This window comes from Nonomuraea sp. NPDC047897, from assembly GCF_043204415.1.
Taxonomy (GTDB): domain Bacteria; phylum Actinomycetota; class Actinomycetes; order Streptosporangiales; family Streptosporangiaceae; genus Nonomuraea.
On sequence record NZ_JBIDCC010000009.1, the window covers coordinates 123,881 to 148,787 of the forward strand.

Annotated in this window: 19 protein-coding genes; 6 read left to right on the forward strand and 13 right to left on the reverse strand. The window is 71.4% G+C overall.

Annotated features, from left to right (window positions below):
• Positions 1-2: 2 nt before the first annotated feature.
• Genes ACGF0J_RS21345 through ACGF0J_RS21360 form a run of 4 tightly spaced genes read right to left on the reverse strand, consistent with a single transcriptional unit; the run spans position 3 to position 4,319 of the window.
• The gene (locus ACGF0J_RS21345) at positions 3-821 is read right to left on the reverse strand and encodes a carbohydrate ABC transporter permease (protein ID WP_393148314.1); all 819 of its coding nucleotides are present in this window, start codon (positions 819-821) and stop codon (positions 3-5) included.
• Positions 818-1,747 carry a carbohydrate ABC transporter permease gene (locus ACGF0J_RS21350; protein ID WP_393148316.1) on the reverse strand — a complete coding sequence of 310 codons (930 nt, stop codon included), beginning with the start codon at positions 1,745-1,747 and terminating at the stop codon, positions 818-820. Before ACGF0J_RS21350 ends, ACGF0J_RS21345 begins: the two co-directional genes overlap by 4 nt.
• On the reverse strand, positions 1,744-3,033 hold the full coding sequence (locus ACGF0J_RS21355; RefSeq protein WP_393148318.1) for an ABC transporter substrate-binding protein: 1,290 nt from the start codon (positions 3,031-3,033) through the stop codon (positions 1,744-1,746). Before ACGF0J_RS21355 ends, ACGF0J_RS21350 begins: the two co-directional genes overlap by 4 nt.
• The gene (locus tag ACGF0J_RS21360) at positions 3,030-4,319 is read right to left on the reverse strand and encodes an alpha-glucosidase/alpha-galactosidase (RefSeq protein WP_393148320.1); all 1,290 of its coding nucleotides are present in this window, start codon (positions 4,317-4,319) and stop codon (positions 3,030-3,032) included. The genes ACGF0J_RS21355 and ACGF0J_RS21360 overlap by 4 nt, the downstream gene beginning before the upstream one ends.
• Positions 4,320-4,788: 469 nt before the next feature.
• Here ACGF0J_RS21360 and ACGF0J_RS21365 point away from each other — a divergent pair, with 469 nt between their 5' ends.
• Positions 4,789-6,192 carry an FAD-binding oxidoreductase gene (locus tag ACGF0J_RS21365; protein WP_393148322.1) on the forward strand — a complete coding sequence of 468 codons (1,404 nt, stop codon included), beginning with the start codon at positions 4,789-4,791 and terminating at the stop codon, positions 6,190-6,192.
• An 82-nt stretch (positions 6,193-6,274) separates the two neighbouring features.
• The gene (locus ACGF0J_RS21370) at positions 6,275-7,513 is read left to right on the forward strand and encodes a (Fe-S)-binding protein (RefSeq protein WP_393148324.1); all 1,239 of its coding nucleotides are present in this window, start codon (positions 6,275-6,277) and stop codon (positions 7,511-7,513) included.
• A 167-nt stretch (positions 7,514-7,680) separates the two neighbouring features.
• On the opposite strand, the gene recX is transcribed toward ACGF0J_RS21370, so the two are convergent.
• A complete protein-coding gene (gene recX, locus ACGF0J_RS21375; protein ID WP_393148326.1) occupies positions 7,681-8,919 on the reverse strand; it encodes a recombination regulator RecX in 1,239 nt (412 codons plus the stop codon).
• An 11-nt stretch (positions 8,920-8,930) separates the two neighbouring features.
• Positions 8,931-10,025, reverse strand: a complete 1,095-nt coding sequence (gene recA / locus ACGF0J_RS21380; RefSeq protein ID WP_393148328.1) for a recombinase RecA — start codon at positions 10,023-10,025, stop codon at positions 8,931-8,933.
• 563 nt (positions 10,026-10,588) lie between these two features.
• On the opposite strand from recA, the gene ACGF0J_RS21385 reads away from it, so the two are divergent.
• Positions 10,589-10,864 carry a hypothetical protein gene (locus tag ACGF0J_RS21385; protein ID WP_393148330.1) on the forward strand — a complete coding sequence of 92 codons (276 nt, stop codon included), beginning with the start codon at positions 10,589-10,591 and terminating at the stop codon, positions 10,862-10,864.
• A gap of 11 nt (positions 10,865-10,875) precedes the next feature.
• Here ACGF0J_RS21385 and ACGF0J_RS21390 read toward each other — a convergent pair whose 3' ends face one another.
• Together ACGF0J_RS21390 and ACGF0J_RS21395 are read right to left on the reverse strand one after the other, a co-directional pair.
• Positions 10,876-11,070 (reverse strand): DUF3046 domain-containing protein, encoded by a 195-nt coding sequence (locus tag ACGF0J_RS21390; protein ID WP_393148831.1) that lies wholly within the window; start codon positions 11,068-11,070, stop codon positions 10,876-10,878.
• A gap of 173 nt (positions 11,071-11,243) precedes the next feature.
• Entirely contained in the window at positions 11,244-11,732 is a 489-nt protein-coding gene (locus tag ACGF0J_RS21395) for a VOC family protein (RefSeq protein ID WP_393148332.1), read from the reverse strand.
• An 87-nt stretch (positions 11,733-11,819) separates the two neighbouring features.
• Between ACGF0J_RS21395 and ACGF0J_RS21400 the strand changes: the two genes are divergently transcribed.
• The 3 genes from ACGF0J_RS21400 to ACGF0J_RS21410 all read left to right on the forward strand — a co-directional run bounded on the left by ACGF0J_RS21400 (position 11,820) and on the right by ACGF0J_RS21410 (position 19,696).
• The gene (locus ACGF0J_RS21400; RefSeq protein WP_393148334.1) at positions 11,820-16,601 is read left to right on the forward strand and encodes an ATP-dependent helicase; all 4,782 of its coding nucleotides are present in this window, start codon (positions 11,820-11,822) and stop codon (positions 16,599-16,601) included.
• A gap of 545 nt (positions 16,602-17,146) precedes the next feature.
• Positions 17,147-18,763, forward strand: coding sequence for a ribonuclease Y (gene rny, locus ACGF0J_RS21405; RefSeq protein WP_393148336.1), 1,617 nt, complete (start codon positions 17,147-17,149; stop codon positions 18,761-18,763).
• Positions 18,764-18,895: 132 nt separating this feature from the next.
• Positions 18,896-19,696, forward strand: coding sequence for an SDR family oxidoreductase (locus ACGF0J_RS21410; RefSeq protein ID WP_393148338.1), 801 nt, complete (start codon positions 18,896-18,898; stop codon positions 19,694-19,696).
• Positions 19,697-19,698: 2 nt separating this feature from the next.
• Here ACGF0J_RS21410 and ACGF0J_RS21415 read toward each other — a convergent pair whose 3' ends face one another.
• From ACGF0J_RS21415 to ACGF0J_RS21435, 5 genes are all read right to left on the reverse strand, one after another.
• Positions 19,699-21,531 carry a prolyl oligopeptidase family serine peptidase gene (locus ACGF0J_RS21415; RefSeq protein WP_393148340.1) on the reverse strand — a complete coding sequence of 611 codons (1,833 nt, stop codon included), beginning with the start codon at positions 21,529-21,531 and terminating at the stop codon, positions 19,699-19,701.
• Between the two features lie 81 nt (positions 21,532-21,612).
• Positions 21,613-22,482: an amino acid ABC transporter permease gene (locus ACGF0J_RS21420; RefSeq protein ID WP_393148342.1), complete on the reverse strand. Its 870-nt coding sequence runs from the start codon at positions 22,480-22,482 to the stop codon at positions 21,613-21,615.
• A complete protein-coding gene (locus tag ACGF0J_RS21425) occupies positions 22,479-23,150 on the reverse strand; it encodes an amino acid ABC transporter permease (protein WP_393148344.1) in 672 nt (223 codons plus the stop codon). Before ACGF0J_RS21425 ends, ACGF0J_RS21420 begins: the two co-directional genes overlap by 4 nt.
• Before the next feature lie 61 nt (positions 23,151-23,211).
• Complete coding sequence (locus ACGF0J_RS21430) at positions 23,212-24,069, reverse strand: glutamate ABC transporter substrate-binding protein (RefSeq protein WP_393148346.1); 858 nt, start codon at positions 24,067-24,069, stop codon at positions 23,212-23,214.
• Between the two features lie 28 nt (positions 24,070-24,097).
• On the reverse strand, positions 24,098-24,853 hold the full coding sequence (locus ACGF0J_RS21435; RefSeq protein ID WP_393148348.1) for an amino acid ABC transporter ATP-binding protein: 756 nt from the start codon (positions 24,851-24,853) through the stop codon (positions 24,098-24,100).
• Positions 24,854-24,907: the final 54 nt, after the last annotated feature.

Here is a 24,907-nt window from a genome sequence, read left to right on the forward strand (position 1 = left end):
GCTCAGCCCTTGACCGCCCCGGTCAGCGCCTGGATGAAGCGGCGCTGGCCGAACAGGAACACCCCGAGCACCGGCAGCGTGGTGAGCACCGTGCCCGCCATGACGGCGGGCCAGTCGGCCCGGTGCTGCCCCTGGAAGGTGGTCAGCCCCACCTGCACGGTGTACTTCTCCTCGGAGTTGATCACGACGAGCGGCCAGAAAAGGTCGTTCCACGCCGTGATGAAAGTGATCACGGCCAGGGCGGCGAGGGCCGGCTTGGCGACCGGCAGCACCACCCGGAAGAACACCGCGAACCGCGAGCACCCGTCGATCCGTCCGGCCTCCTCCAGCTCCCTGGGAAAGGACTGGAAGAACGACGTCATCAGGTAGATGCCGACCGCCGAGCTGAGCTGGGGGACGATCAGCGCGCCCAGGGTGTCGGTCAGCCCGGCCTCGTTGAAGATGAGGAACGTCGGGATCACGGTGAGCTGGAACGGGATCAGCGCGGTGGCGATGACCAGGACGAGCACCAGCCGGGAGCCGACGAAGCGGATGCGGGCGAAGGCGTAGCCGGCCATGCCGCACAGCGCCACCTGGGCCACCACGATGGAGCCCGAGACCAGCACGCTGTTGAGGAACCAGCGGGGGAAGTCGGAGCCCTCCAGCACCGTGCGGTAGCCGCCGAGGTCCACGGCCTCCGGCCAGATCGGCGGTGGGAACCGGTTGAGCTCCGCCTGGCTCATCAGGGAGCTGAGCACCATCCACACGAACGGCAGCACGGTCACGATCGACATCGGCACCAGCAGCAGGTGCCACCCGCTGGGCAGCAGACGCCGTCTCACCGCATCGCCCCTCTCCGTCGGGCCACCAGCAGTCCGGTGACGACCAGCAGCAGCGTGCCGGCGAACAGCGTGTAGGCGACGGCCGCGCCGTAGCCCGCGGTGAAGTACGTGAAGGCGAGCTGCCAGATGTAGTAGACGATGGTGACCGTGGCGTTGGCCGGGCCGCCCTTGGTGGTCGTCATCACCAGGTCGAAGAACTGCAGCACGTCGATCACCCCCCAGATGGCGAGGAACACCGTCATGTGGCGGACGGACGGCACGATGACGTGCCGGAAGACGGCCCACCGGCCGGCCCCGTCGATGGCGGCGGCCTCCAGGATCTCCTTGTTGATCTCCTGCAGCGCCGCCAGGTAGATCACCACCGTGAACCCGAACCGGGTCCAGAAGAAGATCACTGTCAGCACCAGCATGGCCTGCGACGGGCTGCTCAGCAGCCCCTGCGCCGGCAGCCCGACCTTGACCAGCATGCCGTTGAGCAGCCCGAAGTCGCGGTCGAAGATGTAGCCCATGAGCAGCCCGGCCGAGGTGGCCGAGGCGATGTAGGGCACCAGGAAGCAGGTCCGGTAGAAGCCGATGCCGCGCACCTTGCGGTTCAGCAGCACGGCCACGAGCAGCCCGGCCGCCAGCGAGGCGGGCAGGTAGCAGAACAGCAGCAGTCCCGTGTTGCGCAGCGCCTGGTGGAAGACGGGATCGGCGACGAGAGCCCGGTAGTTGTCCAGCCCGACGTTGCGGCCGCCCGACATGAGGTCGGAGTCGGTGAAGGACAGGGCGAGCGCCCACGCCATCGGGACCAGCGAGAAACCGAGGATGATCAGCGTCGCGGGACCGGCGAACCCCCACCCGGTGAGGTTGTCGGCCAGCTTGCGCCGGTCCGGGGGCCGGGCCCGGCCGGTTGCCCGGCCGAGCGCCGACGCGGTGCTCGTCATGATCCCGGTACGGCCAGCGCCGCGTCGGTCTTGGCCGCCGCCTCCGTCAGCGCCGTCTTGGCGTCGGCCTTGCCCAGCAGCGTCCTGGCGATGGCGTCGGCGACGAACGACGAGACGCGCGGGTACTTGGTGGTCGGCGGCCGCACCCGCTTGGCGTTGGCCAGGTTGGCCGAGATGACGTCGATGCCGGGGTACTTCTTCAGGTAGTCCTGGTAGCCCGGCAGCTTGCTGATCGAGGCCCGGATCGGCAGCGACCCGGTGTCGGTCATCCACTGCAGTTGCTGCTCGGCGGCCGTCAGCCAGGCGAGGAACGTGGCGGAGGCCCGCACCCGCCGCTCGTCGTGCTCGAAGACCACCCAGTTGTCGGGCCCGGAGATGGTCTCGTGGTTGCCGCCGGTGCCGGGAAGGGGGACGACGCCGTAGTCGAGCCCGGCGGCCTGCAGGTCGGGCAGCACCCACGGGCCGGACATGAAGAACGCCAGCCGGCCCGACTCGAAGAGCTTCTGGCCCTTCTCGGCCGGACTGGAGTCGAGGTAGACGGACTTGTCCTCCACCGCCATGCCGCGCAGCAGATCCAGCGCGCGCTGGCCTGCGTCGCCGTGGAAGGCCGCCTTCTTGCGGTCGGGGGTGAGGATGTCGCCGCCGGCCTGCCACACCATCGGCCACAGCCCCCACACGGCCTCCTCGCCGCCGCTGATGGGCCAGGTGGCGCCGAACACGCCGGCCTTGGCGTCGGTGGCCTGCTTGGCCATGGCGCGGAAGTCGTCCCACGTCCAGTCGGGTCCGGGCGGCTTCAGCCCGGCCTCGGTCAGCAGCTTGGCGTTGTAGAGCACGACCATGTTGTCGACCACCGCGGGGAAGCCGATGACCTTGCCCTCGACGGTGACCGCCTCCCGCTCGCTGGCCCAGAAGTCGTCCCAGCGGACCGCCGGGTCCTTGACGAACTCGGTGAGGTCCGCCGTCTTGGGGTTGCGCGCGATGTTGGGCGCCCAGGAGCCGTACAGGTAGGCGATGTCGGGGTGGGCGTCCGAGGTCAGCGCCGCCGTGATCTTGGGCAGCATGCCGTCGGCCGTCACGCCGCCGGAGGTCGTCTTCACCCTGATGTCGGGGTGGGTCTCGTTGAAGCGGCTGACGAGCTTCTCGATGGACTTGGCCGAGGCGTCCTCCTGGCCGTGCCACATGACGATCTCGACGGGGCCGCCCGCCTGCTCCTTCGTGTCGCCGCCGCAGCCCGCCGCCAGCAGGACTGTGGCGGCCACCGCCGCGGTCACGGTGCTGATTCTCATCGGATGCCCTCCGGAAGCAGGTCGCCGTGGGCGGCGATCATGTCGTCGACGAGGTCGTGGATCTGCTGGAGCGTCAGCGTGGCCGAGGCGTTCGGGTCGAGCATGGCGGCGTGGTAGACGTGGTCGCGGCGGCCTTCGAGGGCCGCCCGCACGGTCAGCTCGCCGACGTTGAGGAAGGTCTGGTTGAGCGCGGCGAGCTGCGGCGGCAGGTTCCCGACGCGGGTCGGCCGCATCCCGGCGCGGTCCACCAGGCACGGCACCTCGACGCAGGCGCCGGCCGGCAGGTTGCCGATGAGGCCGTCGTTGCGGACGTTGCCGTGCACCACCCGGGGCGTGCCTGTCTCGATGGAGTGGATCACCTCCGAGGCCAGCTCCATGACGGGGGTGATCTCCACTCCCCGCCCGGCGGCCAGCCGGGTCCTGGTCTCCTCGAAGGTGTCGAGGTTCTCCCGGGACCACTGCAGGTAGATCTCAATGGGGATGCGGTACTGCTCGACCTGGTCGTCGTGGTGCAGGAACCACGGCAGGTACTCGGAGCCGTGCTCGCTGGACTCGGTGGGGAAGTGGCCGAGGCGGCGGTACAGCTCCACCCGTACGGTCCTGCGCAGTTCGGGGTCGCGGGCGATGACCTCGTCCAGCACCGGGTAGAGGTTCTCGCCGCGGTGCTCGAAGCGCAGCACGAACGCCTGATGGTTGACGCCGGCGGTGACGTACGAGATCTCCTCCTCGGGCACGCCGACGAGGGAGGCGAGGCGGGCCTGGGTGTCGCGCACCGAGTGGCACAGGCCGACGACCCGCTGGAAGGAGGTGCCCTCGTAGACGGCGCGCGGGATCATCGACATGGGGTTGGTGTAGGTGAGCAGCAGCGCCTGCGGTGCCAGCTCGGCCAGGTCCTCGCCGATGGCGACCATCACCGGGATGGTGCGCAGGGCCCGGAAGATGCCGCCGATGCCGAGCGTGTCGCCGATCGTCTGGCGCAGGCCGTAGCGGCGGGGGATCTCGAAGTCGATCTCGGTGGCGGCGTGGCCGCCGACGGCGATCTCGTTGATGACGTAGTCGGCGCCGTCGAGGGCGGCGCGCCGGTCGAGGCGGGCCTCCACCTTGGCGGGCCTGCCCAGCTTGCCGGCCATCCAGGTGGCCATCGCCTCGGCGGTCGCGAGGCGGTCGGGGTCGATGTCGTGCAGGACGAGGGTGGAGTCCCCCAGTTCTGGAAAAGTCAGGATGTCCGAGAGGACGTTCTTGGTGAATTCGACGCTGCCGGCGCCGAGGAACACGATGCGTGCCATGGGGCTCTTCCCTTGCAGAGCACGGCGGGCTCGCGGCCCGCTGAACTGGCGAGTATAGCCTTATGTCCGTTTTTCTAGCGGTCGTTCCGCTGTACGGAATCAGTGTCGAAGGAGGGGGGTGCGGCACCCCGATCTGCCGCCCGTCCATCACGCTGCCGTTCACGCTGAACCGTGCGGGTCGCCCGGGGACGGCGAGCGGTCGGCGTCCCGTCCTCGTCGCGCCCGGCCGGTTGCCTGCACGGCGTCATCTTGCCTCCTTCCCTCTCTATTCCGCAACGTGGAATGTGGTTCTGAATCGGGAACAGGACATCATCTAGGTCTGGGCGTGTCAAGAAGCCGCTACACCTGGCTCCGGCGGACCGGGCCGCCTAGTCGTTCCGTATAATGGAACTCTAGACCGCTATGAGGAATATTGCTAGGTTTTCCGGCACGGCAGCACCGCCGCGACCGTTCCGGAGGAGACCCGCCGATGAAGACAGCCCCAGCCGGGGAGCCCATGGACACCGCCGTGCTGCGCGAGCTGCGCGCCATCGTCGGCGCGGACCACGTACGGCACGCCGATGGGGACGTGACCGCCTACACCCGCGACGCCACCCCGCTCTTCCACGCCCGCCCGGGCGCCGTGGTTCACCCCGCCTCCACCGACGAGGTCGCCGCCGTGCTCCGGCTGGCCAGCGCGCGCTCCATCCCCGTCGTCCCGCGCGGCGCGGGCTCCAACCTGTGCTCCGGAACCGTCCCCCTGACGGGCGGCATCGTCCTGGTGCTGACCCGGCTCGACCGCATCCTCGAACTCAGCGACGACGAACTGCTGGCCGTCTGCCAGCCCGGCGTGACCTGCGCGGCGCTCGCCGACGCCGCCGCCGCGCGCGGCCTGTTGTACGCCCCCGACCCGGGCAGCAGGAGCGTGGCCACCATCGGCGGGACGGTCGCCACCTGCGCGGGCGGCCTGCGCGGCCTCAAGTACGGCGTGACCCGCAACTACGTGCTCGGCACCGAGACCGTGCTGGCCACCGGCGAGGTCATCCGCACCGGCGGCCGGCTCTGGAAGGACGTCGCCGGCTACGACCTGACCCGCCTGCTCACCGGGTCCGAGGGCACCCTCGGCGTCATCACCGAGGTGACCCTCGCCCTGCTGCCCGCCCCGCCCGCCGGCGGCAACGGCCTCGCCTACTTCCCCCACCTCGCCGACGCCGGCCGCGCGGTCGCGGACATCATCGCCGCCGGCATCGTCCCAGCGACGCTGGAGTTCCTCGACGCCAAATGCGTCCAGGCGGTCGAAGAGTTCGCCCGGCTGGGGCTGCGACGCGACGCCGGCGCACTGCTGATCTTCGGTGACGACGGCGAGGCCGCCGCCGTCACCGGTCGGCTGACGCGGATGGCCGAACTGTGCCTGGCCGCAGGCGCGATCGAGGCCACCGTCGCCGGCCCCGCCGCCGAGTCGGAGGCCCTGCTGGCCGCCCGCCGGTGCACGCTGCCTGCGCTGTCGCGGCTCGGCTCCATCACCATCCTGGAGGACGTCGGCGTGCCCCGCCCGCAGATCGCCGCCATGGTCGGCCACATCGACGCGATCGCCGACCGGTACGACGTCTCCATCGCCACCTTCGGCCACGCAGGCGACGGCAACCTGCACCCGACCTGCGTCATCGAACCCGGCGACGACGAGGCGATCGAGCGCGCCCACCGCGCCTTCGCGGAGATCTTCCGCACGGCGATGAGCCTGGGCGGCACCATCACCGGCGAACACGGCGTCGGCGCGGCCAAGCTGCCCTACCTCGCCGAACGGCTGGGCACCGCCCAACTCGACCTGCTGCGCCGGATCAAGGCCGCGTTCGACCCGGCGGGCGTCCTCAACCCCGGAAAGGTGGGCTCATGACCGGCTCCGCTCCTGGCCCGCTGCGCCGGATCAGGGCCGCGTTCGACTCGGCGGGCGTCCTCAACCCCGGAAAGGTGGGCTCATGACCGGCTTCACCCCCGACCTGCTCAACCGCTGCATCTCCTGCGGCTTCTGCCTGCCCGCGTGCCCGACGTACGCGCTGACCAAGGACGAGACGTCCTCCCCGCGTGGCCGCATCAACCTCATGCGCGCCCTCGACGAGGGCACCCTGCCGGCCGACGACCAACGGCTGGGCGAGGAGGCGAGCTTCTGCCTGGGCTGCCGCGCGTGCGAGACCGTCTGCCCGGCCGGGGTCCAGTACGGGGCGCTGCTGGAGGAGTGGCGGGACCAGCAGTGGCAGGGCGCCGACCGGCCGCTCGTCGTGCGGCTGCTGATGTTCGCGGTCAACGCCCAGTGGCGCGTACGGTTCCTCGGCCTGCTCAGCCGGCACGCCCGCACCCGCGCCAAGCCGTCCGGCCCGCACCTGATGCTCGGCTGCTTCGAACGGGCGCTCTACCCCAGGGTCAGCCGGGCGGCGCTGCGACTGAGGCCCGAACTGGCCGCTCCACCGGCCCAGGGCTGCTGCGGCGCCCTGCACGCGCACAACGGAGACTCCGAACACGGCCGGCGAATGGCCGCCGAACTGGGCGAACGGCTGCCGGGCAGCATCGTCACCACCTCCGGCGGCTGCGCGGCTCACCTGTCGGACGTCCTCGGCCGCGCCCGGGTCAAGGAACTGTCGGAATACCTCACCACCCCACCTCCCACGGGTTCCTCGACGAAGCCGCCCACGAGTCCTTCCCCGATGCCGCCGGCTGGTTCGTGTCCGGAGCCTTCCGCTGATCCCTCACCCGAGTCGCCTGCTGACCCGCGTCTGGGATCTTCCGTGGATTCTTCACCTGCGTGCCCCGCCCCTGCGCGACCGGAGCCTTCCGCCGCGCACGGGATCGGCCCCGCGTCCTCGTCCGACAAGCCGCTTCGGATCGGTCTGCAGGACTCCTGCCATCTGCGCAACGGCCTCGGCGTGTGGCGCGAGCCGCGGGCGCTGCTGGAGCAGATCGGCGAATACGTCGAGCTGCCGTCGGCCGGGGCCTGCTGTGGCGCGGCTGGTACCTACGCCCTTGTCCGGCCCCGCGACAGCAGGCGTGTTCTCGACGCGAAGCTGGACGAGATCGAGGCCGCGGAAGTCGACTACGTGGCCGTGGTCAACCCCGGCTGTTACCGGCAGCTCGCTCAGGGCCTGCGCCGCAGGAAGTCGGCTGTACGAGTGGTGCACCTCGCCGAACTCCTGATCGACACGACCCTTCGCCATCGCGACTGACGCTCGTCCGCGCGGACCAGCGCGGTATCCGGCCGTGGCGGTTGCTCCCTGTCGGGTGGTCCCTGTCGGGTGGTCCCTGTCGGGTGGTCCCCGTCGGCTGGTCCCTGTTGCCTGACCTCTGTTGCCGGGTCGGCATGGTCAGGGTTGGTGCTGGGGCCTGGTCGTGGTCAGGGGTAATCGTCGTCGATCTCCAGGCCCTCCTGCTCCAACGCCTCCTTGACGACCCGGAACGCCAGGCCGGGAGCGTAACCCTTGCGTGCGAGCATGCCGGCGAGCCGGCGAGTGCGGGTCTGGGTGTCGAGGGCGCGGGTGGCGGCGAGCTTGCGTTCGACGAGGCGGCGGGCTGTTTCGAGCTCCTGGTCGGGGTCGAGGCGTTCGACGGCTTCGTTGACCGTGTCGGAGTCGACCCCGCGGTGGCGGAGCTCGGCTGCCAGGGCGCGTTTGGCCAGACCGCGGCCGTGGTGACGGGAGTCGACCCATGCCTCGGCGAACGCCTCGTCGTTGATCAGCCCCAGCTCCGAGAACCGGTCGAGCACCGCCTCCGCCGCCTCTTCCGGCACGTCCCGTTTGCGTAGGGCTTGTGCGAGCTGGGCGCGGGTCTTGGGGGCCATCGTCAGCAGGCGGAGGCAGATGGCCCGGGCCACCGCCTCCGGATCGGCGTCCGGCGCGGCGGCGGCCGTCGAGCCGTCGTCGGGTCCGTCGGGCAGCCACCCGGCGTCCTTGTCCGCCGCACGGCCACGCTTGCGACCGCCTCGGCCGCCCGGCCGTCGGGCGCGCCGAGACTTGGCCGAGCTCTCCTGCTCGCTCTCCTCACCAGAGGGGAGCAAGGGCGTGGGCGACCACCAGGCCGCGTCTCCTGCCTCCGAGGAAGATCCTTGACCGGCCTCGGGCGCCCCGGCACCCGGATCGCCGCCGGCTCCTGGGAGTCGTCCACCATCTTCGAGCTCGCCGGAGTCCTCTGCTCCTGCTGGGGTTGCCTCACCGGGGGGCACCTCAGGGGCCCAGGCTTCGCCACCCTCGGGTGATCCGGGCCCGGACGCCGCGACAGCGTGGGGGGTCGCGACAGCTTCGGGAGCCGCGTGGACGGTCTCGCCCATGGCGGCGGTGCTCATGGGGCTCGGGGGAACGAGGGGCACGGAGCTGTCCGCCGTACGGCGTTTGCGTTCGCGCCACTCGCTCACCGACGGCCAGCCGCCCACGGACGGCGGCGAAGACTCATCGTCCTGGCCGGACCAGGGGCGTGGACCCTTCGAGCCTGAGGGGGCGTCACCCGGGGAGGGGAGGTCGCGGTGGCTCCCGCCGTGGGACGGGCGGGAGCCACCGGCCTGTGGGGCAGGAGGGTCGGGCCACGCGCCCCGGTCGCGGTCGCGGCCGCGAGGCGCCTCAGCCGGATCGGTGTCACTCATGTGGCGACCGATCAGACGTCACCGGGCTTCGGCGTGGCGGCCTTGGAACCGCGGCCGGACGGGGCGGCGGCGGCCGGAGCCGGAGCGGGAGCTGCGGCGGGGGCGTCGAGCCGCGGGCCCACACCCAGCTTGTCCTTGATCTTCTTCTCGATCTCGTTGGCCATGTCGGGGTGGTTCTTCAGGAAGTTGCGGGCGTTCTCCTTGCCCTGGCCGAGCTGGTCGCCCTCGTAGGTGTACCAGGCGCCGGACTTGCGGACGAAGCCGTGCTCGACGCCCATGTCGATCAGGCCGCCCTCGCGGGAGATGCCCACGCCGTAGAGGATGTCGAAGTCGGCCACCCGGAAAGGCGGGGCCATCTTGTTCTTCACGACCTTGACGCGGGTGCGGTTGCCGACCGCCTCCGTGCCGTCCTTGAGCGTCTCGATGCGGCGGATGTCCATCCGGACCGAGGCGTAGAACTTGAGCGCCTTACCGCCGGTCGTGGTCTCCGGCGAGCCGAACATGACGCCGATCTTCTCGCGCAGCTGGTTGATGAAGATGGCGGTGGTGCCGGTGCTGCTGAGCGCGCCGGCGACCTTGCGCAGCGCCTGCGACATCAGACGGGCCTGGAGGCCGACGTGGCTGTCGCCCATCTCGCCCTCGATCTCCGCCTTGGGCACCAGCGCGGCGACCGAGTCGATGACGATGATGTCGACGGCGCCCGACCTGATCAGCATGTCGGCGATCTCAAGCGCCTGCTCACCGGTGTCGGGCTGGGAGACCAGCAGCGCGTCGGTGTCGACGCCGAGCTTCTTGGCGTATTCGGGGTCGAGGGCGTGCTCGGCGTCGATGAACGCCGCGATGCCGCCCGCACGCTGCGCGTTGGCCACCGCGTGCAGGGCGATCGTGGTCTTACCCGAGGACTCCGGGCCGTAGATCTCGACGATCCTGCCGCGCGGCAGCCCGCCGATGCCCAGCGCGACGTCAAGGGAGATCGACCCCGTGGGGATCACCTCGATGGGGGCTCGCGCGTCATCGCCGAGGCGCATGACGGAGCCCTTGCCGAACTGCCTCTCGATCTGTGCGAGGGCGGTCTCGAGGGCCTTCTCGCGGTCGTTGATAGCCATGGAACTCCCCCTGCAGGGTCGTGTTCGGTCAGTCGAGTGAAAGCTACGGCCTGCCACCGACATTTTCCGCCGATGCCGGGGAAGACGTGGCCCGGCGAGTTCCATGGTAGCCGAACGACTGTTCGATCACGCCGCGAACACGCTGCGGTACGCGGGGTCCGGCCGAGGCCGTTCCACACCGCGGGCGGGACGACTGGTCGCGTGACGCCCCTCCGGGGCGAACCGGCCTCCTGGCACCTCGTGCGACCGGCCGCGGGGGTACTGATGATCGCGATCGGCCGCGGGTCGTCTCCTGGAGGGGGGCGCGACGGCCCCGCGCCGTGTCCGACCCTCCGTGTCCGACCCTCCGTGTCCGGGTCTGCCCGGCCCTCCGTGTTCGGGGTCTGCTGTGTCTGGGGCTGCTGTGTCCCGGCCCTCTGCGTCACTTCCTCCGCGCGCGGGCCTGGCTGTGCCGCGCGGGGCGAGGTCGACGTGGAGTCCTGATATTTCCAGCCATTTCGGCGTACGGAGGTAGGGGCGTCACCGAGCCGGGGACAGTTCCGTCGAGGGTTGGAGGCGGCGACGTGTCGAGCACGTACACCGGTGAACGGCGCACCCATCTGCGGGCTCTGGCCGAGACGCTGCCGCCGCACGGATTGGTGGGCCGTGTGATCGGCGGCGACGATCCGATGCTGCGGGTCTGGCATCCCGGGACCGGCCGCCGGACGATCGTCTTCGCCGCGCTCACCACCGGCGGGTGGGTCTTCCTGTGGTCGCCTGGCGGGCAGGGGCGAGCCGACGATCCGGATCGCACCGCCCGCGCGCTGCGGGACACCCTCGACCCGCCGCGGTCAGGGTGACCCCGGACGTCTCACCGCAGGCGGGGCGGGACGTCTTCCACCTGGCAGACCGCCCGCCACACGGTCTTGGCGCTCTCTCCCTCGGCCAGCGCCTGCATCACCGTGCGGCCGTCGAGCGGGGCCAGCACGTAGTCGCGGGCCCATGAATCGGCATAAGTGTCGCCGAAATGGGCGCGCATTCGTCTCCAGAACTCGGTCAGGCGCATCACTCAAGTATGGAACGGCGACCGGCGTGGGTGGGTACGACATCCCCCGTACAGAAGGACAGAGCCGGAAGGTCCGAACGGCACGCGGCCGTCGAAAGCTCGCCGCGAGCGGGCAGGCCGAGGACGCGCAGGGCGTCATGGCGTCAGCCTGGGCCCGCGCCGCCACGGCGGGTTCACAGCACGTGTGAGCCGTACATCTCGCCCAGGTGGTCGGCGAGCAGCTCCAGACGGGCGCCGTCGGGATCGCGGAAGTAGATGGAGGCGCCGCTCTCGATCTGGTGCGGCACGCCGGCCATCTCCAGCTTCCCGCGCAGCCGCTCCCACGTGACGGGATCGACGGAGATCGCGATGTGGTGCAGCCCGCCGAGCACCTCCCGGTAGGGGGCGAGGTCGAGGCCGGGGAAGTCGAAGAAGGCGAGCAGGTTGCCGTTGCCGATGTCGAAGAAGAAGTGGCTGGACCCCTGGTAGTCGCGGTTCTCGAAGATCTCCGTGAGCGGGAACTCCAGGAGCTCCTGGTAGAACGTGATCGTCCGCTCGACGTCCGACGAGAGCAGGGCGAAGTGGTGCAGGCCGCGGGCGCTGCTCGGAGGCCGGCGCGGTAAGAGATAGCGCTCCCTGATGTCCTCGCGGCGAGCTTCGATGGCTGCGTAGTCAATGCCCACGGTGGCTCTATGTCCGCTGCGCCCGCACTCAACCGCCCGCCGGGGGCACAGTGCGTTTTTGTCGGTACGGCGAGGCACTATGGGCGGGTGAGCTCGCTCGACCACTTCAGCCAGGTGACCAGGCAATGGTTCGCCGGAGCCTTCGCCGCGCCCACCGCCGCGCAGGAGGGCGCCTGGGCGTCCATCGCCCGCGGCGACAACACGCTGGTCGTCGCGCCGACGGGGTCCGGCAAGACGCTGGCGGCCTTCCTGTGGTCGCTCGACCGGCTGGCGGCCGGCCAGACCGAGGAGGCGACGGAGGGCGAGGCGGGCACGAAACGCACGAAGGTGCTGTACGTCTCGCCGCTCAAGGCGCTGGCCGTCGACGTCGAGCGCAACCTGCGCGCCCCGCTGGCCGGGCTGGAACAGACCGCCAGGCGGCTGGGGCTGCCCGTGCCGGCGATCTCGGTGGCGATCCGGTCCGGCGACACGCCCGCCGACGACCGCAGGCGCTTCGCCGCCAAGCCGTCCGACATCCTCATCACGACGCCGGAGTCACTGTTCCTGCTGCTCACGAGCCAGGCGCGGGAGGCGCTGCGCGGCGTGCGCACGGTCATCGTGGACGAGGTGCACGCGGTGGCCGCCACCAAGCGCGGCGCCCACCTGGCGCTGAGCCTGGAGCGGCTCGACGCGCTGCTCGACCGGCCGGCGCAGCGCATCGGGCTGTCGGCGACCGTCCGCCCGGTGAGCGAGGTCGCCGCCTTCCTGGGCGGCACCCGCCCGGCGACCGTGGTGCAGCCGCCCTCCGACAAGCGCATCGAGGTGGAGGTCGTCGTCCCCGTCGAGGACATGACCCGGACCGAGGGGGCGCCCCGACCGGCCGACGGCGAGGAGTTCGCCGCCGAGCCGACCAACCGGTCCATCTGGCCGCATGTCGAGGAGCACCTGTTCGACCTGATCGCGGCCCACGACTCGACGATCGTGTTCGCCAACTCCAGACGGCTGGCCGAGCGGCTGTGCACCCGGCTCAACGAGCTCGCCCACGACCGGGCGCGGGGCCAGGCGGAGCAGGTGGACCTGTCGATCTGGGAGACCCCGGCGGACGGGTCGGCGGGCCGCCCGGACCCGGAGACCGGGAGGGCGACGGACCGGCGCGCGGCCGGCGGGCGTGCGGCGCCCGAGCCCGTGCGGCGCACTCCCGCCGAGATGATGGCGCAGGCCGGTGCGAGCAAGGGAGTGCTTCCCGAGGTCGTCCGCGCCCACCACGGCTCGGTCTCCAAGGAGGAGCGCGGCCAGATCGAGGAGGCGCTCAAGTCGGGCCGGCTGCCCGCCGTGGTCGCCACCTCCAGCCTGGAGCTCGGCATCGACATGGGCGCGGTCGACCTGGTCGCCTGCGTCGAGGCCCCGCCGAGCGTGGCCAGCGGGCTGCAGCGCATCGGCCGCGCCGGTCACCAGGTGGGCGCCGTGTCCAAGGGGGTCATCTTCCCGAAATATCGGGGCGACCTCGTGCAGACGGCTGTGGTGGCCGAGCGGATGAAGAGCGGCCGGATCGAGGAGTTGCGCTACCCGCGCAACCCGCTCGACGTGCTGGCCCAGCAGATCGTGGCGATGACGGCGCTCGACGAGTGGACCGTCGACGAGCTGGAGAGCGTGGTCAAACGCGCCGCCCCCTACACGACCCTGCCGCGCTCGGCGCTGGAGGCCACCCTCGACATGCTGGCCGGCCGCTATCCGAGCGAGGAGTTCGCCGAGCTGCGCCCGCGCGTGGTGTGGGACCGGGTGACGGGCACGTTGCGCGGCCGCCCCGGCGCGCAGCGGCTCGCGGTCACCAACGGCGGCACGATCCCCGACCGCGGCATGTTCGGCGTGTTCCTCGTCGGCGAGAAGGCGTCCCGCGTCGGCGAGCTGGACGAGGAGATGGTCTACGAGTCGCGGGCCGGAGACGTGTTCGTGCTCGGCGCCACGTCCTGGCGCATCGAGGACATCACAGCCGACCGGGTGCTCGTCTCGCCGGCTCCCGGCCAGCCGGGCAAGCTGCCGTTCTGGCACGGTGACGCCCCCGGACGCCCCGCCGAGCTGGGGCGCGCCATCGGCTCCTTCCTGCGCGAGCACGCGGGCGGCGGCTCCGTCGAGCGGCTGCGCGCGGCCGGCCTCGACGAGTACGCCGCTGCCAACCTGATGTCCTACCTGGCCGAGCAGCGCGAGGCCACCGGCTACGTGCCCGACGACCGCACCCTGCTGGTCGAGCGCTTCCACGACGAGCTGGGCGACTGGCGCGTGGTCATCCACTCCCCGTACGGCGCGCGGGTGCACGCCCCCTGGGCGCTGGCGATCAACCGGCGGTTGCGCGAGCGATACGGCGTCGACGTGCAGGCGGTGCACTCCGACGACGGCATCGTGCTGCGCATCCCCGACACGCTGACCGAGCCGCCGTCCGACGTGGCGGCGTTCGACCCGGAGGAGATCGAGCAGATCGTCACGGAGGAGCTCGGCGGGTCGGCGATGTTCGCGTCGCGGTTCCGGGAATGCGCCGGCCGGGCGTTGCTGCTGCCCCGCCGCACACCCGGGCGGCGCAGCCCGCTCTGGCAGCAGCGCCAGCGGGCGGCGCACCTGCTGGGGGTGGCCTCGCGCTACGCCTCGTTCCCGATCGTGCTGGAGACGATGCGGGAGTGCCTGCAGGACGTGTTCGACGTGCCGGGGCTCGTGCGGCTCATGCGCGACATCGCCGCCCGCGACGTGCGCGTCGTCGAGGTCGAGACGTCGCAGGCCTCGCCGTTCGCGGCGTCCCTGCTGTTCCACTACGTGGGCGCGTTCATGTACGAGGGCGACGCGCCGCTGGCCGAACGGCGGGCGCAGGCCCTGGCGCTCGACACCACGCTGCTGGCCGAGTTGCTCGGGCAGGCCGACCTGCGGGAGCTGCTCGACCCGGACGTGATCTCCGACGCCGAGCGCGAGCTGGCCCGGCTCGACCGGCCGCTGCGCGACGTGGAGGACCTCGCCGACCTGCTGCGTTCGCACGGCCCGCTGCTGTCTCCCGACGTGAGCGTGCGCGGCGGCGATCCGGCCTGGCTGGAGGAGCTCGAACGGGCCCGCCGGGCCATCAGGGTGCGGATCGCGGGCGAGGAGCAGTGGGCGGCGATCGAGGACGCCGCCAGGATGCGTGACGCGCTGGGCGTGCCGCCGCCCGTCGGGGTGCCCCACGCGTTCCTGGAGCCGGTCCCCGATCCGCTGGCCGACCTGCTCGCCCGCCACGCCCGCACGCGGGGGCCGTTCGAGGCCGGCACGGCGGCGGCCAGGTTCGGGCTGGGGGTGGCGGTGGTCGGCGACGCGCTGCACCGGCTGGCCGCGTCGGGCCGGGTGGTCACCGGCGAGTTCCGGCCGGGCGGCCGGGGAGCCGAATGGTGCGACGCCGGGGTGCTGCGCATGCTGCGGCGCCGGTCGCTGGCCCGGCTGCGCAAGGAGGTGGAGCCGGTCGCGCCGGAGACGCTCGCCGTCTTCCTGTCCGCCTGGCACGGCATCACGGCAGGGTCCGGTGGGGGAGCCTCGGGCCTGCCGGGCGGGGCCGGGGCGGCAGGCGGTGGCTGGTCCGGGGGCGGGTCGCGAGGCGCCGGCAGTGCCGGGGCCGCTCGGGCGATGGACGCGCTGGTGCATGCGATCGAGCAGCTCCAGGGCGCTGCGGTGCCGGCCTCGGCGCTGGAGACGCTGGTGCTGCCGTCGCGGGTGCCCGGCTACCATCCGGCGCTGCTCGACGAGCTGACCTCGTCCGGAGAGGTGATCTGGACGGGGCAGGGGTCGCTGCCGGGCGGCGACGGATGGGTGTGCCTCTACTTCGCCGACACCGCGCCCCTGCTGCTGCCCGACCCCGGCGAGATCACCATGACCCCGCTGCACGCACAGGTGCTCGAAGCGCTCGGTGGGGGAGGGGCGCTGTTCTTCCGCGGGCTGTCCGACCGGCTCGGCTCACTCGACGACGGTGCGCTGACTGCGGCGCTGTGGGACCTGGTGTGGGCGGGACGGGTGTCGGGCGACACGCTGGCGCCGCTGCGGGCGACGCTCGGCTCCGGCCGGCCCGCGCACCGGCCGGCGACGACGCGGCGCCGCCGTGCCGTGCTGCCGACCAGGAGCGGGCCGCCGACCGTGGGCGGTCGGTGGTGGCTGCTGCCCGGCCCGGCGTCCGACGCGACGATGCGGGCGCAGGCACAGGCCGAGGCGCTGCTGGAGCGGCATGGCGTGGTGACCCGGGGGGCGGTGACGTCCGAGCGGCTGCCCGGCGGGTTCGCGCCGGTCTACCAGGTGTTGCGAGCGTATGAGGAGAGCGGGCGGTGCCGCCGGGGCTACTTCGTGGAAGGGCTCGGAGGCGCGCAGTTCGCGCTGCCGGGGGCAGTGGACCGGATGCGCGCGATGGCTCCGGGCATCGCGCCGGGTGTCAGGGGCGGTGCCGGAGCGCCCGAGGGGCCGGCGGGAGGCGACGGCCTGTCACCGCTCGGCGACGCAGGTGGGCGTGGTGCGGGCTCCGGCGGGACACGGCGGGCGGTGGTGCTCGCCGCCGCCGACCCCGCGAACCCCTACGGAGCCGCGCTGCCGTGGCCGGCCCATCCAGGGGATGTCTCGCACAAGCCCGGCCGCAAGGCGGGGGCGCTCGTGGTGCTGGTCGACGGGTTCCTGGTGCTCTACGTCGAACGTGGAGGCAAGACGCTGCTGTCGTTCACCGACGGGGAGCGGCTGAGGCCTGCCGTGGACGCGCTCGCGCTGGCCGTGCGCGACGGGGCGCTGGGCAAGCTGACCGTGGAGCGGGCCGACGGCGCCTCGATCGTGAACACCCCGCTGGCGGCCGCGCTGGAGGAGGCGGGTTTCCACCCGACACCTCGCGGACTGCGCCTGCGGGCCTGACGGGTTGTGAGTGTGGCGGGCTGTGGCGGGGCGGGTCGTGGGTCTGATGGGCGGTTCTGCGGATTGTGGATGGGGCGGCTGTGGGGCTGGGGGGTTGTAGGTGGGGCGAGTTGTGGGTGTGAGGGGTCACGGTCTGGCGGGTTGCGGAGGGCGGGCAGGTGAGGCGGCGGCGTCGATGCACGGCAATTCTCGCTGGTCCCGAAATATCCGGTCGAATGACGAGGCGATGACCCATAAGACACGCTTGATAACGCGTTTGCTTGCCCGTGACCTGTTCCACGCATAACCTCGACGGCAGTGAGGGAGTTACTCCGCGCAGCGGATTGCCATACCGGTGAACTACGGACGAACGAGCTTGGTCGATCGAGACAGACGAGGTGCCGGCTGCCCAGGTCGGCGCCCGGTCAGCCTTGGCTTGCGTGACGCGCGTCGCGGTGTCGTCGCGGCGTTGCCGCCGACCGGCTTTCCGTGCTGCGCAGGTGACCCCTCCCGCAATTGACCGGCCGCCTTTTCGGGTGTGACGAGGCGAGGAGGGCAGGGCGCACATGGGGCCGCTTGTCGTGGTGCTGTCGGTGGCGGTGCTCCTGCTCACGTTCGGGATGATCGGCGCGCTGTGGATCGTGGTGCGGCGGACGTCCGGCGGTGTTCCCCAGGCGATCACGCCGTCCGCCGAGCAGGTGGAGGCCGTCAACGAGGAGCTGGAGCAGGCCCGCCAGGAGGCCGGTGAGATCCGCGGCAAGGCCCGGTCGGACGCCGAGGAGATCCTGCGCCGGTCGGAGGCGGCGGCCGAGAGCGCCGCGGAGATGCGGCGCCAGGTCGAGGAGGAGAGCCGGATACTCAAGTCCGAGCTCAAGGAGCTGCGTGCCGACCTCGAACGGCGCGAGGGCCGGCTGGCCGAGCGGGAGCAGCGGCTCGACGAGGAGGCCCGCAGGCAGGCCGAACGCGAGCGCAAGCTGGCCGAGACCGAGATCGAGCTGGCCGACCGGCGGGCCGAGCTGCTGCAGGTGGAGGACGAGCGGCGGGCCGTCCTGGAACGGGTCGCGGGCCTGACGGCCGAGCAGGCCAAGGCCGAGCTGGTCATGGAGATCGAGAACCAGGCCAAGCGCGAGGCCGCCCTCACCATCCGGCAGATCGAGGGCGAGGCGCGCCGGGAGGGCGAGAAGCGCGCGACCAAGATCGTGACCTTGGCGGTGCAGCGGCTGGCGGCCGAGCAGACAGCCGAATCGGTGGTGAGCGTGCTGCACCTGCCGGGTGACGAGATGAAGGGCCGCATCATCGGCCGCGAGGGGCGCAACATCCGGGCGTTCGAGTCGACCACCGGGGTCAACCTGATCATCGACGACACTCCTGAGGCGGTGCTGCTGTCCTGCTTCGACCCGGTACGCCGGGAGACCGCCAGGCTGACCCTGGAGAAGCTGGTGCTGGACGGTCGCATCCACCCGCAGCGCATCGAAGAGGCCCACGAGCGCAGCCGGGCCGAGGTGCAGGACCTGTGCGCCCGGGCGGGCGAGGACGCCCTGGTCGAGCTGGGCATCACCGACATGCATCCCGAGCTGACCATGCTGCTGGGCCAGCTCCGCTACCGCACCTCCTACGGGCAGAACGTCCTCAAGCACCTCATCGAGTCGGCCCACATCGCCGGCATCATGGCGGCCGAGCTCAAGCTGGATCAGCGGCTGATGAAGCGCTGCGCGCTGCTGCACGACATCGGCAAGGCGCTCACGCACGAGGTCGAGGGCAGCCACGCGCTGATCGGGGCGGAGATCGCCCGCCGCTACGGGGAGGCGGAGGACGTGGTCCACGCCATCGAGGCGCACCACAACGAGGTGGAGGTCCGCACCGTCGAGGCGGTGCTCACGCAGGCGGCCGACGCCGTCAGCGGCAGCCGTCCCGGCGCCCGGCGCGAGTCGTTGGAGGCGTACGTCAAGCGGCTGGAGCGGCTGGAGCAGATCGCGCAGTCCTACGACGGCGTGGACAAGGTCTTCGCCATGCAGGCCGGCCGGGAGATCCGCGTCATGGTCAAGCCGGACGCGATCGACGACATCCAGGCGCAGGTCATCGCCCGTGACGTGGCCAAGCAGGTCGAGGAGGAGCTGACCTACCCGGGCCAGATCCGCATCACCGTGGTCCGCGAGTCCCGCGCGACCGAGTTCGCCCGCTGAGTGGTGCGCGGGTCGCGCGCCACCGAGTTCGCCCGCCGACCGTCCAGGTGGGCGCGAGACCCCCGTACGGGTGGAGGGTCGCATCCGGGGCAGGAGCCTCGCATCTGACCGTCCGTCCCGAAGGGGGAGAGCATGAGTGAGGGGTACGACCGGGTCGCGATCGTCACGGGCGCCGACTCCGGCATCGGCAAGGCGACGGCCGTGGCGCTGGCCGAGCAGGGGTTCGACGTGGGCATCACGTTCCACGAGGACAGCGACGGCGCCGAGTCCACCGCCGCCGCGGTCCGCGAGCTGGGTAAGGCGGCCGCGTTGCGCCGCCACGACCTGACCGACCCCGAACGGGCCGCGGCGGTGGTCGACGACCTGGCGGAGGAGCTGGGCGGGCTGGGTGTCCTGGTCAACAACGCCGGCACCGGCAGCGCCGAGCCCGTGCTGGACATGAGCTACCAGCGGTGGCGGGAGGTCGTCGCGGTGGACCTGGACGGGCCGTTCCTGTGCGCGCAGCGGGCCGCCCGGCGCATGATCGAGTCGGGCCGGGGCGGCCGGATCGTCAACGTCACCAGCGTGCACGAGGAGTATCCCCGGGTGGGGTCCGGGCCGTACTGCGCGGCCAAGGGCGGGCTGCGGATGCTGAGCCGGGTCCTGGCGCTGGAGCTGGCCGAGTTCGGGATCACGGTCAACACCGTGGCGCCCGGGGAGATCGCCACGCCGATGACGGGGCAGGAGGACGTGCAACCGCAGACCGGCACCCGGCCCGGCTATCCGATCGCCCGCGCCGGGGACGCCCGCGAGGTGGCGGCGGTGATCACGTTCCTGGCCGGCCCGGGCGCCTCCTACGTGACGGGGGCGTCGCTGTTCGTGGACGGCGGCCTCGGCCTGATGGGGCCGCAGGCGGCGGGTGCGCTCAGCTCCGGGGAGTGGCGCAAGGGCTAGCTTCAGGTGAAGATCTGCTGGTAGAAGGCCAGTTCGGCGGCGAGGGCGGTGGCCCGGGTCTCGGCGCGCCGGAACCCGTGTGACTCGCCCTCGAACGTCAGGTAGGTGCACGGCACGCCCCGCTCCGACAGGGCGTCGGCGAAGGCGGCCGACTGCTCGGGCGGCACGACCGGATCGTCCAGCCCCTGCAGCAGCAGCATCGGGCATGACACGCCGTCGACCAGGGCGAGCGGCTCGCGGGTGGCGTAGAGGTGGGGGTCCTCCGGCCCGACGAGCCACTCCACGTAGCGTGACTCGAAGTCGTGGGTGTGGGCGTTGAGCGGTGCCAGCGCGCTCACGCCGTAGTAGGACACGCCGCCCGCGAACGCGCCGGACCGGCAGCAGGCCGCCATCACGGTCCAGCCTCCGGCGCTGCCGCCGCGCACCGCGATGCGCGCCGGGTCGGCCAGCCCTTCGGCTGCGAGCCACTCGGCCGCCGCGATCGTGTCCTCGACGTCGACGACGCCCCACTGTCCCTTGAGGCGTTCGCGGTAGGCCCGGCCGTAGCCGGTGGACCCGCCGTAGTCGACGCTGAGCACGCCGATGCCGCGCGAGGTGAGCAGCGCCTTGCCCAGGTCGAGGGCCGTGGTGTCGTGCGAGGTGGGCCCGCCGTGCACGAAGATCACGTACGGCGGGGGCTCGGAGGAGCTCACGGCCGGGTTGGCCGGCGGGTAGAGCCGGGCGTGCACGTGGCGCCCGAACCGGCCGGACAGTTCGACTCGCCGCGGCACGGGCAGGTAGGCGATGTCGGGCAGTTCGGCCACGTCACGGCGCAGCCCCTCCACGCGGCCGGTCACGGTGTCGATCCGGACGACCGACCGCGGCACGGCCGGGCCGTACCCCACCGCGACCAGGGTGGCGCCGTCGGCGGCCAGCGCGGGATCCCAGCCGTCGTAGGGCACGTCGAAGCCGGTCAGCTCGCCGGAGGCCGGGTCGAGCAGCCCCAGCCGCAGGTCGCCGCGCCCGTGCAGCACCGCCAGCCGCCCGTCGGGCAGCAGCGCGTACGGCCGGCCGCCCAGGTGCCACAGCGGCCAGGCGAACTCCTCCTCGGCCGGGAAGAGCGCCTGGGAAGAGGTGCCGTGGATGCCGATCTGGTAGAGGTTCCACCAGCCGGACCAGTCGGAGATCAGGTAGAGGTGGCCGTCGTCCTTCCACTGCGGTGCGAGGACCGACTCGGCCGTACCCCCCTTGACTGTCCATGACGCGCCGTCGGCCAGGCGGGTGACGCGCAGCTCGGTGCCGTTCCACGGCATGCGCGGGTGGCTCCAGCACACGTAGGCCAGGTGCCGCCCGTCGGGGGAGAGCGTGGGGGAGGCGTAGAAGTCGGCGCCGGCGGCGTGCTCGCGCGGCTCGCCACCGGAGAGCGGGACGGAGACGATGGCGCGGGACACCTTGCCGTCGTCGTGGTGCTGCTCGCGCACGCACCACACGTGGCCGTCGCGGACGAGCAGGTCGGCGTAACGGGAGCCGTCGTCGGGGGTGAGCGGACCGGGTGCCGCGTCGCGGAGCAGGTAGAGACGCTGGTCGGCGAGGTTGGTGAAGATCACCTCGCCGGCGGGGGTCACCGTGTAGGGCCGTCCGCCGTACTCGTGGACGCGGGTGCGGGCGCTCCACGGGGCGGGCAGCAGCTCGGCGCGGGCGCCGTCGGCGGCGCGGTGCATGATCGTGGTCCGGCCGCCCTCGTCGGGCCGGTCCTCCGTCCACCACACCTGGCCGTCGAGCGCGGTGGGCCAGCCCAGGCGGAGACCGGAACGGGCGACGTCGGTCGTGGAGATGGGGGATGGCCAGAAGGGCATAGACGAATCCTGCCGGAAGATCGGCGCGAGCGGGGGCGGTCACCCAACTCCGGGTGACCGCCCCCGTGCGGAGCCGTCAGGTCAGGTGCCGCCCGGCCCTTCGACGGCGGAGACCGCCACCGGCTTGGCCGCCGTCTTACGGCTGCGGCGGCTGCGCTTCTCCAGCCACGTGGCGAACGCGCTGAGCGCCATGGCCATCGCGATGTAGATGACGCCGATGACGACCGCCGCGGTCAGCTTCGTGCCCGGGTACGCCGACGGAAGGGTCTTGAAGCCCATGTTGAGCAGGTCGGTGTACACGATGAAGTAGCCGAGCGCGGTGTCCTTGAGCAGCACCACGAGCTGGCTGACCACGGCCGGCATCATCGCGGTGATCCCCTGCGGCAGCAGGATGAGCCGCATGACGCCGCTCTTGCGCAGGCCGATCGCGTATCCGGCCTCCGACTGGCCCTTGGGGATCGACAGGATGCCGGCCCGCACCACCTCGGCCAGCACCGAGCCGTTGTAGAGGGTCAGGCCCAGCACGATCGCGAACAGCGCGTAGTCGCCGCCGCCGAGCACGTTGGGCGCCAGGAACCAGATGAAGAAGATCAGCAGCAGCAGGGGGATGGCACGGAACAGCTCCACGATCGCCCCGGCGGGCATCCTGATCCACCGGTGGTCCGACAGCCGCGCGATGCCGAAGACCGCGCCGAACACCAGCGCGAACACCGCACCGAGCACTGCGGCGTAGAGCGTGCCCAGTAGGCCGGGGATGAGGTAGCCCTGCCACACCTCGGCGGTGAGGAACGGCTCCCAGATCGCCCAGTCGAACTGCCCCTTCTCGTCGAGCTTGAGCACCGCCCAGACGACGATCGCGAGCAGGACGACCGCGGAGACTGCGGTGAGCAGGTTGTTGCGCAGCCGCCCGCGCCGGCCCGGTGCGTCGAACAGGACGTTGACCGCGCTCATCGCGCCACCGCCAATCTCTTCGACAGCCATCCGGTGTACCAGCCGATGGGCAGGACCACCACCAGGAACGCGAGCACGATGCCGATGAAGATCGGGATCGACACGCCGGTGGTGTCGAAGGTCTCCCTCATCACCGCGGCCACGTCCACGGTGTAGCCGGCCGCGGCCACCACCGTGGTGTTCTTGATCATGGCGATCAGCACGCTGCCGAGCGGCGCGATGACGGCCCGGAACGCCTGCGGGAAGATGATCAGCCGGACCGACTGGAAGAACGTCAGCCCGATCGCCCGCGCCGCCTCGGCCTGCCCCATCGGCACCGTGTTGACGCCTGAGCGCAGCGCCTCGCACACGAACGCCGAGGTGTAGGCCGACATGCCCAGCACCGCCAGCCAGAACGAGTTGGTCAGCGGCACCTCGGTCGAGAAGATCAGTCCCAGCGTGTCACTGAGCCCGAGGTAGCAGAAGGCCAGCACCAGCGTCAGCGGCGTGTTGCGCAGCACGTTGACGTACGTCGCGCCCGCCGCGCGCAGCACCGGCGTGGGGGAGACCCGCATGGCCGCCAGGATCGTGCCCACGACCAGCGAGAAGAACCCGATCAGGACCGAGAGCAGCAGGTTCTTCAGGAAGCCGGAGAACAGCTCCGGCCCGTACTGGATTAGTTCGTCCATTGTGCTCCACCAGTGAGAACGGCGGCGGCGGCCGGATCACCGGCCGCCGCACTCGTGAGGATCAGGCGCAACCCTCGGCCGGTGGTGCGGACGTGGGGAACTCCATCCCCGTCTTGCCATACCACTTCTCGAGCAGCTGCTTGGCGGTGCCGTCCTGCCACATCTTGGTGATGGCGGCGTTGACCGCCTCGCAGGTGGCCTTGTCGCCCTTCTTCAGGCCCACGCCGTACTTCTCGTCGGTGAACGGGTCGTTGAGGAGCTTGTACTTGCCCGGCTCCTGCGCGGAGAAGCCGGCCAGGATCAGGTTGTCCGTGGTGACGGCGTCGAGGTTGCCGCCGCTCAGCTTCTGCACGCACTCGGAGTAGTTGCTCGCGCCGACCAGCTTGGCGGGCAGGCCCAGCTTGCCGTCCGGCGGCGGGTCGGTGATCCGCTTGTAGGAGTTGGAGCCCTGCGCCTGGCAGATCCTCTTGTCCTTGAGGTCGGTCGCCTTGGCGATGCCGGCGGCGTCCGCGCGCACCATCGTGTCCTGGTGGGCGATGATGTACGGCCCGCCGAAGGTCACCTTGGGCTTGCGCGCCTCGGTGATGGAGTAGGTGGCGAAGATGATGTCCACGGTGCCGTTCTGGAGCAGCGCCTCACGGTTGGACGAGGGCGCCTCCTTCCAGGTGATCTTCACGTCCTGGCCACCGGCGAGCTCCTTGACGACGTACTTGGCGACGTCGACGTCGAAGCCCTCGGGGTCGGCGGTGCCCTTCTTGAGGCCGATGCTGGGCTGGTCCCACTTGGTGCCGACAGTGATCTCCTTGGCGCCCTTGACCTTCTCCAGCGCGTTGGCGTAGCTGTCGCCGCCGCCACAGGCGGCCAGGCCTGCCGCCATGGCCGCCATGGCGAACACGGCCCCCGTTCGGCGTATCTGCATGGTGCTTACCTCAATCTTCCTGCGCGCTTCAGTGGGTGAGGATCTTCGAAAGGAAATCCTTCGCCCGGTCGGTCTGGGCGTTGGTGAAGAACTCGTCGGGGGTGTTCTCCTCGACGACCTGGCCGTCCGCCATGAAGACCACGCGGTTGGCGGCCCTCCTGGCGAATCCCATCTCGTGCGTGACCACCATCATCGTCATCCCGTCACGAGCGAGCCCGATCATCACGTCGAGCACCTCCTGGACCATCTCGGGGTCCAGCGCCGACGTCGGCTCGTCGAACAGGATCATCTTCGGGTCCATGGCCAGCGCCCTGGCGATCGCGACACGTTGCTGCTGGCCGCCCGACAGCTGCGCGGGGTACTTGTCCGCCTGCGCGGCGATCCCCACCCGTTCCAGCAGCTCCATGGCCCGCTTGTCCGCCGCGTCGCGACCCTGGCCACGCACCTTCATCGGTCCCAGCGTGACGTTCTCCCTGATCGTCTTGTGGGCGAACAGGTTGAACGACTGGAACACCATGCCGACCTCGGACCGCAGCTTCGCCAGCGCCTTGCCCTCCTCGGGCAACGGCTGGCCGTCGAAGACGATCCGGCCCTCGTCGATGGTCTCCAGCCGGTTGATCGTCCGGCACAGCGTCGACTTGCCGCCGCCCGACGGGCCGATCACGACCAGCACCTCGCCACGGGAGACGGTCAGATTGATGTCCTTCAGGACGTGCAGCGCCCCGAAGTATTTATTGACGTGCTCCAGCTGCACCAGCGGAGCGGCGTCCCCGTTGTCCGTCATGGGTCAAAACCTAGGGGTCGTTAGGGCGCTGGTCACTAACCGAGCGGTACCGAT

What these genes read in the sequence shown, in the direction of transcription:
- ACGF0J_RS21350 (WP_393148316.1), bottom strand. Translation starts at nt 1,747, where the DNA reads ATGACGAGCACCGCGTCGGCGCTCGGCCGGGCAACCGGCCGGGCCCGG.
- ACGF0J_RS21355 (WP_393148318.1), bottom strand. Translation starts at nt 3,033, where the DNA reads ATGAGAATCAGCACCGTGACCGCGGCGGTGGCCGCCACAGTCCTGCTG.
- ACGF0J_RS21360 (WP_393148320.1), bottom strand. Translation starts at nt 4,319, where the DNA reads ATGGCACGCATCGTGTTCCTCGGCGCCGGCAGCGTCGAATTCACCAAG.
- ACGF0J_RS21365 (WP_393148322.1), top strand. Translation starts at nt 4,789, where the DNA reads ATGAAGACAGCCCCAGCCGGGGAGCCCATGGACACCGCCGTGCTGCGC.
- ACGF0J_RS21370 (WP_393148324.1), top strand. Translation starts at nt 6,275, where the DNA reads ATGACCGGCTTCACCCCCGACCTGCTCAACCGCTGCATCTCCTGCGGC.
- recX (WP_393148326.1), bottom strand. Translation starts at nt 8,919, where the DNA reads ATGAGTGACACCGATCCGGCTGAGGCGCCTCGCGGCCGCGACCGCGAC.
- recA (WP_393148328.1), bottom strand. Translation starts at nt 10,025, where the DNA reads ATGGCTATCAACGACCGCGAGAAGGCCCTCGAGACCGCCCTCGCACAG.
- ACGF0J_RS21390 (WP_393148831.1), bottom strand. Translation starts at nt 11,070, where the DNA reads ATGCGCCTGACCGAGTTCTGGAGACGAATGCGCGCCCATTTCGGCGAC.
- rny (WP_393148336.1), top strand. Translation starts at nt 17,147, where the DNA reads ATGGGGCCGCTTGTCGTGGTGCTGTCGGTGGCGGTGCTCCTGCTCACG.
- ACGF0J_RS21410 (WP_393148338.1), top strand. Translation starts at nt 18,896, where the DNA reads ATGAGTGAGGGGTACGACCGGGTCGCGATCGTCACGGGCGCCGACTCC.
- ACGF0J_RS21415 (WP_393148340.1), bottom strand. Translation starts at nt 21,531, where the DNA reads ATGCCCTTCTGGCCATCCCCCATCTCCACGACCGACGTCGCCCGTTCC.
- ACGF0J_RS21420 (WP_393148342.1), bottom strand. Translation starts at nt 22,482, where the DNA reads ATGAGCGCGGTCAACGTCCTGTTCGACGCACCGGGCCGGCGCGGGCGG.
- ACGF0J_RS21425 (WP_393148344.1), bottom strand. Translation starts at nt 23,150, where the DNA reads ATGGACGAACTAATCCAGTACGGGCCGGAGCTGTTCTCCGGCTTCCTG.
- ACGF0J_RS21430 (WP_393148346.1), bottom strand. Translation starts at nt 24,069, where the DNA reads ATGCAGATACGCCGAACGGGGGCCGTGTTCGCCATGGCGGCCATGGCG.
- ACGF0J_RS21435 (WP_393148348.1), bottom strand. Translation starts at nt 24,853, where the DNA reads ATGACGGACAACGGGGACGCCGCTCCGCTGGTGCAGCTGGAGCACGTC.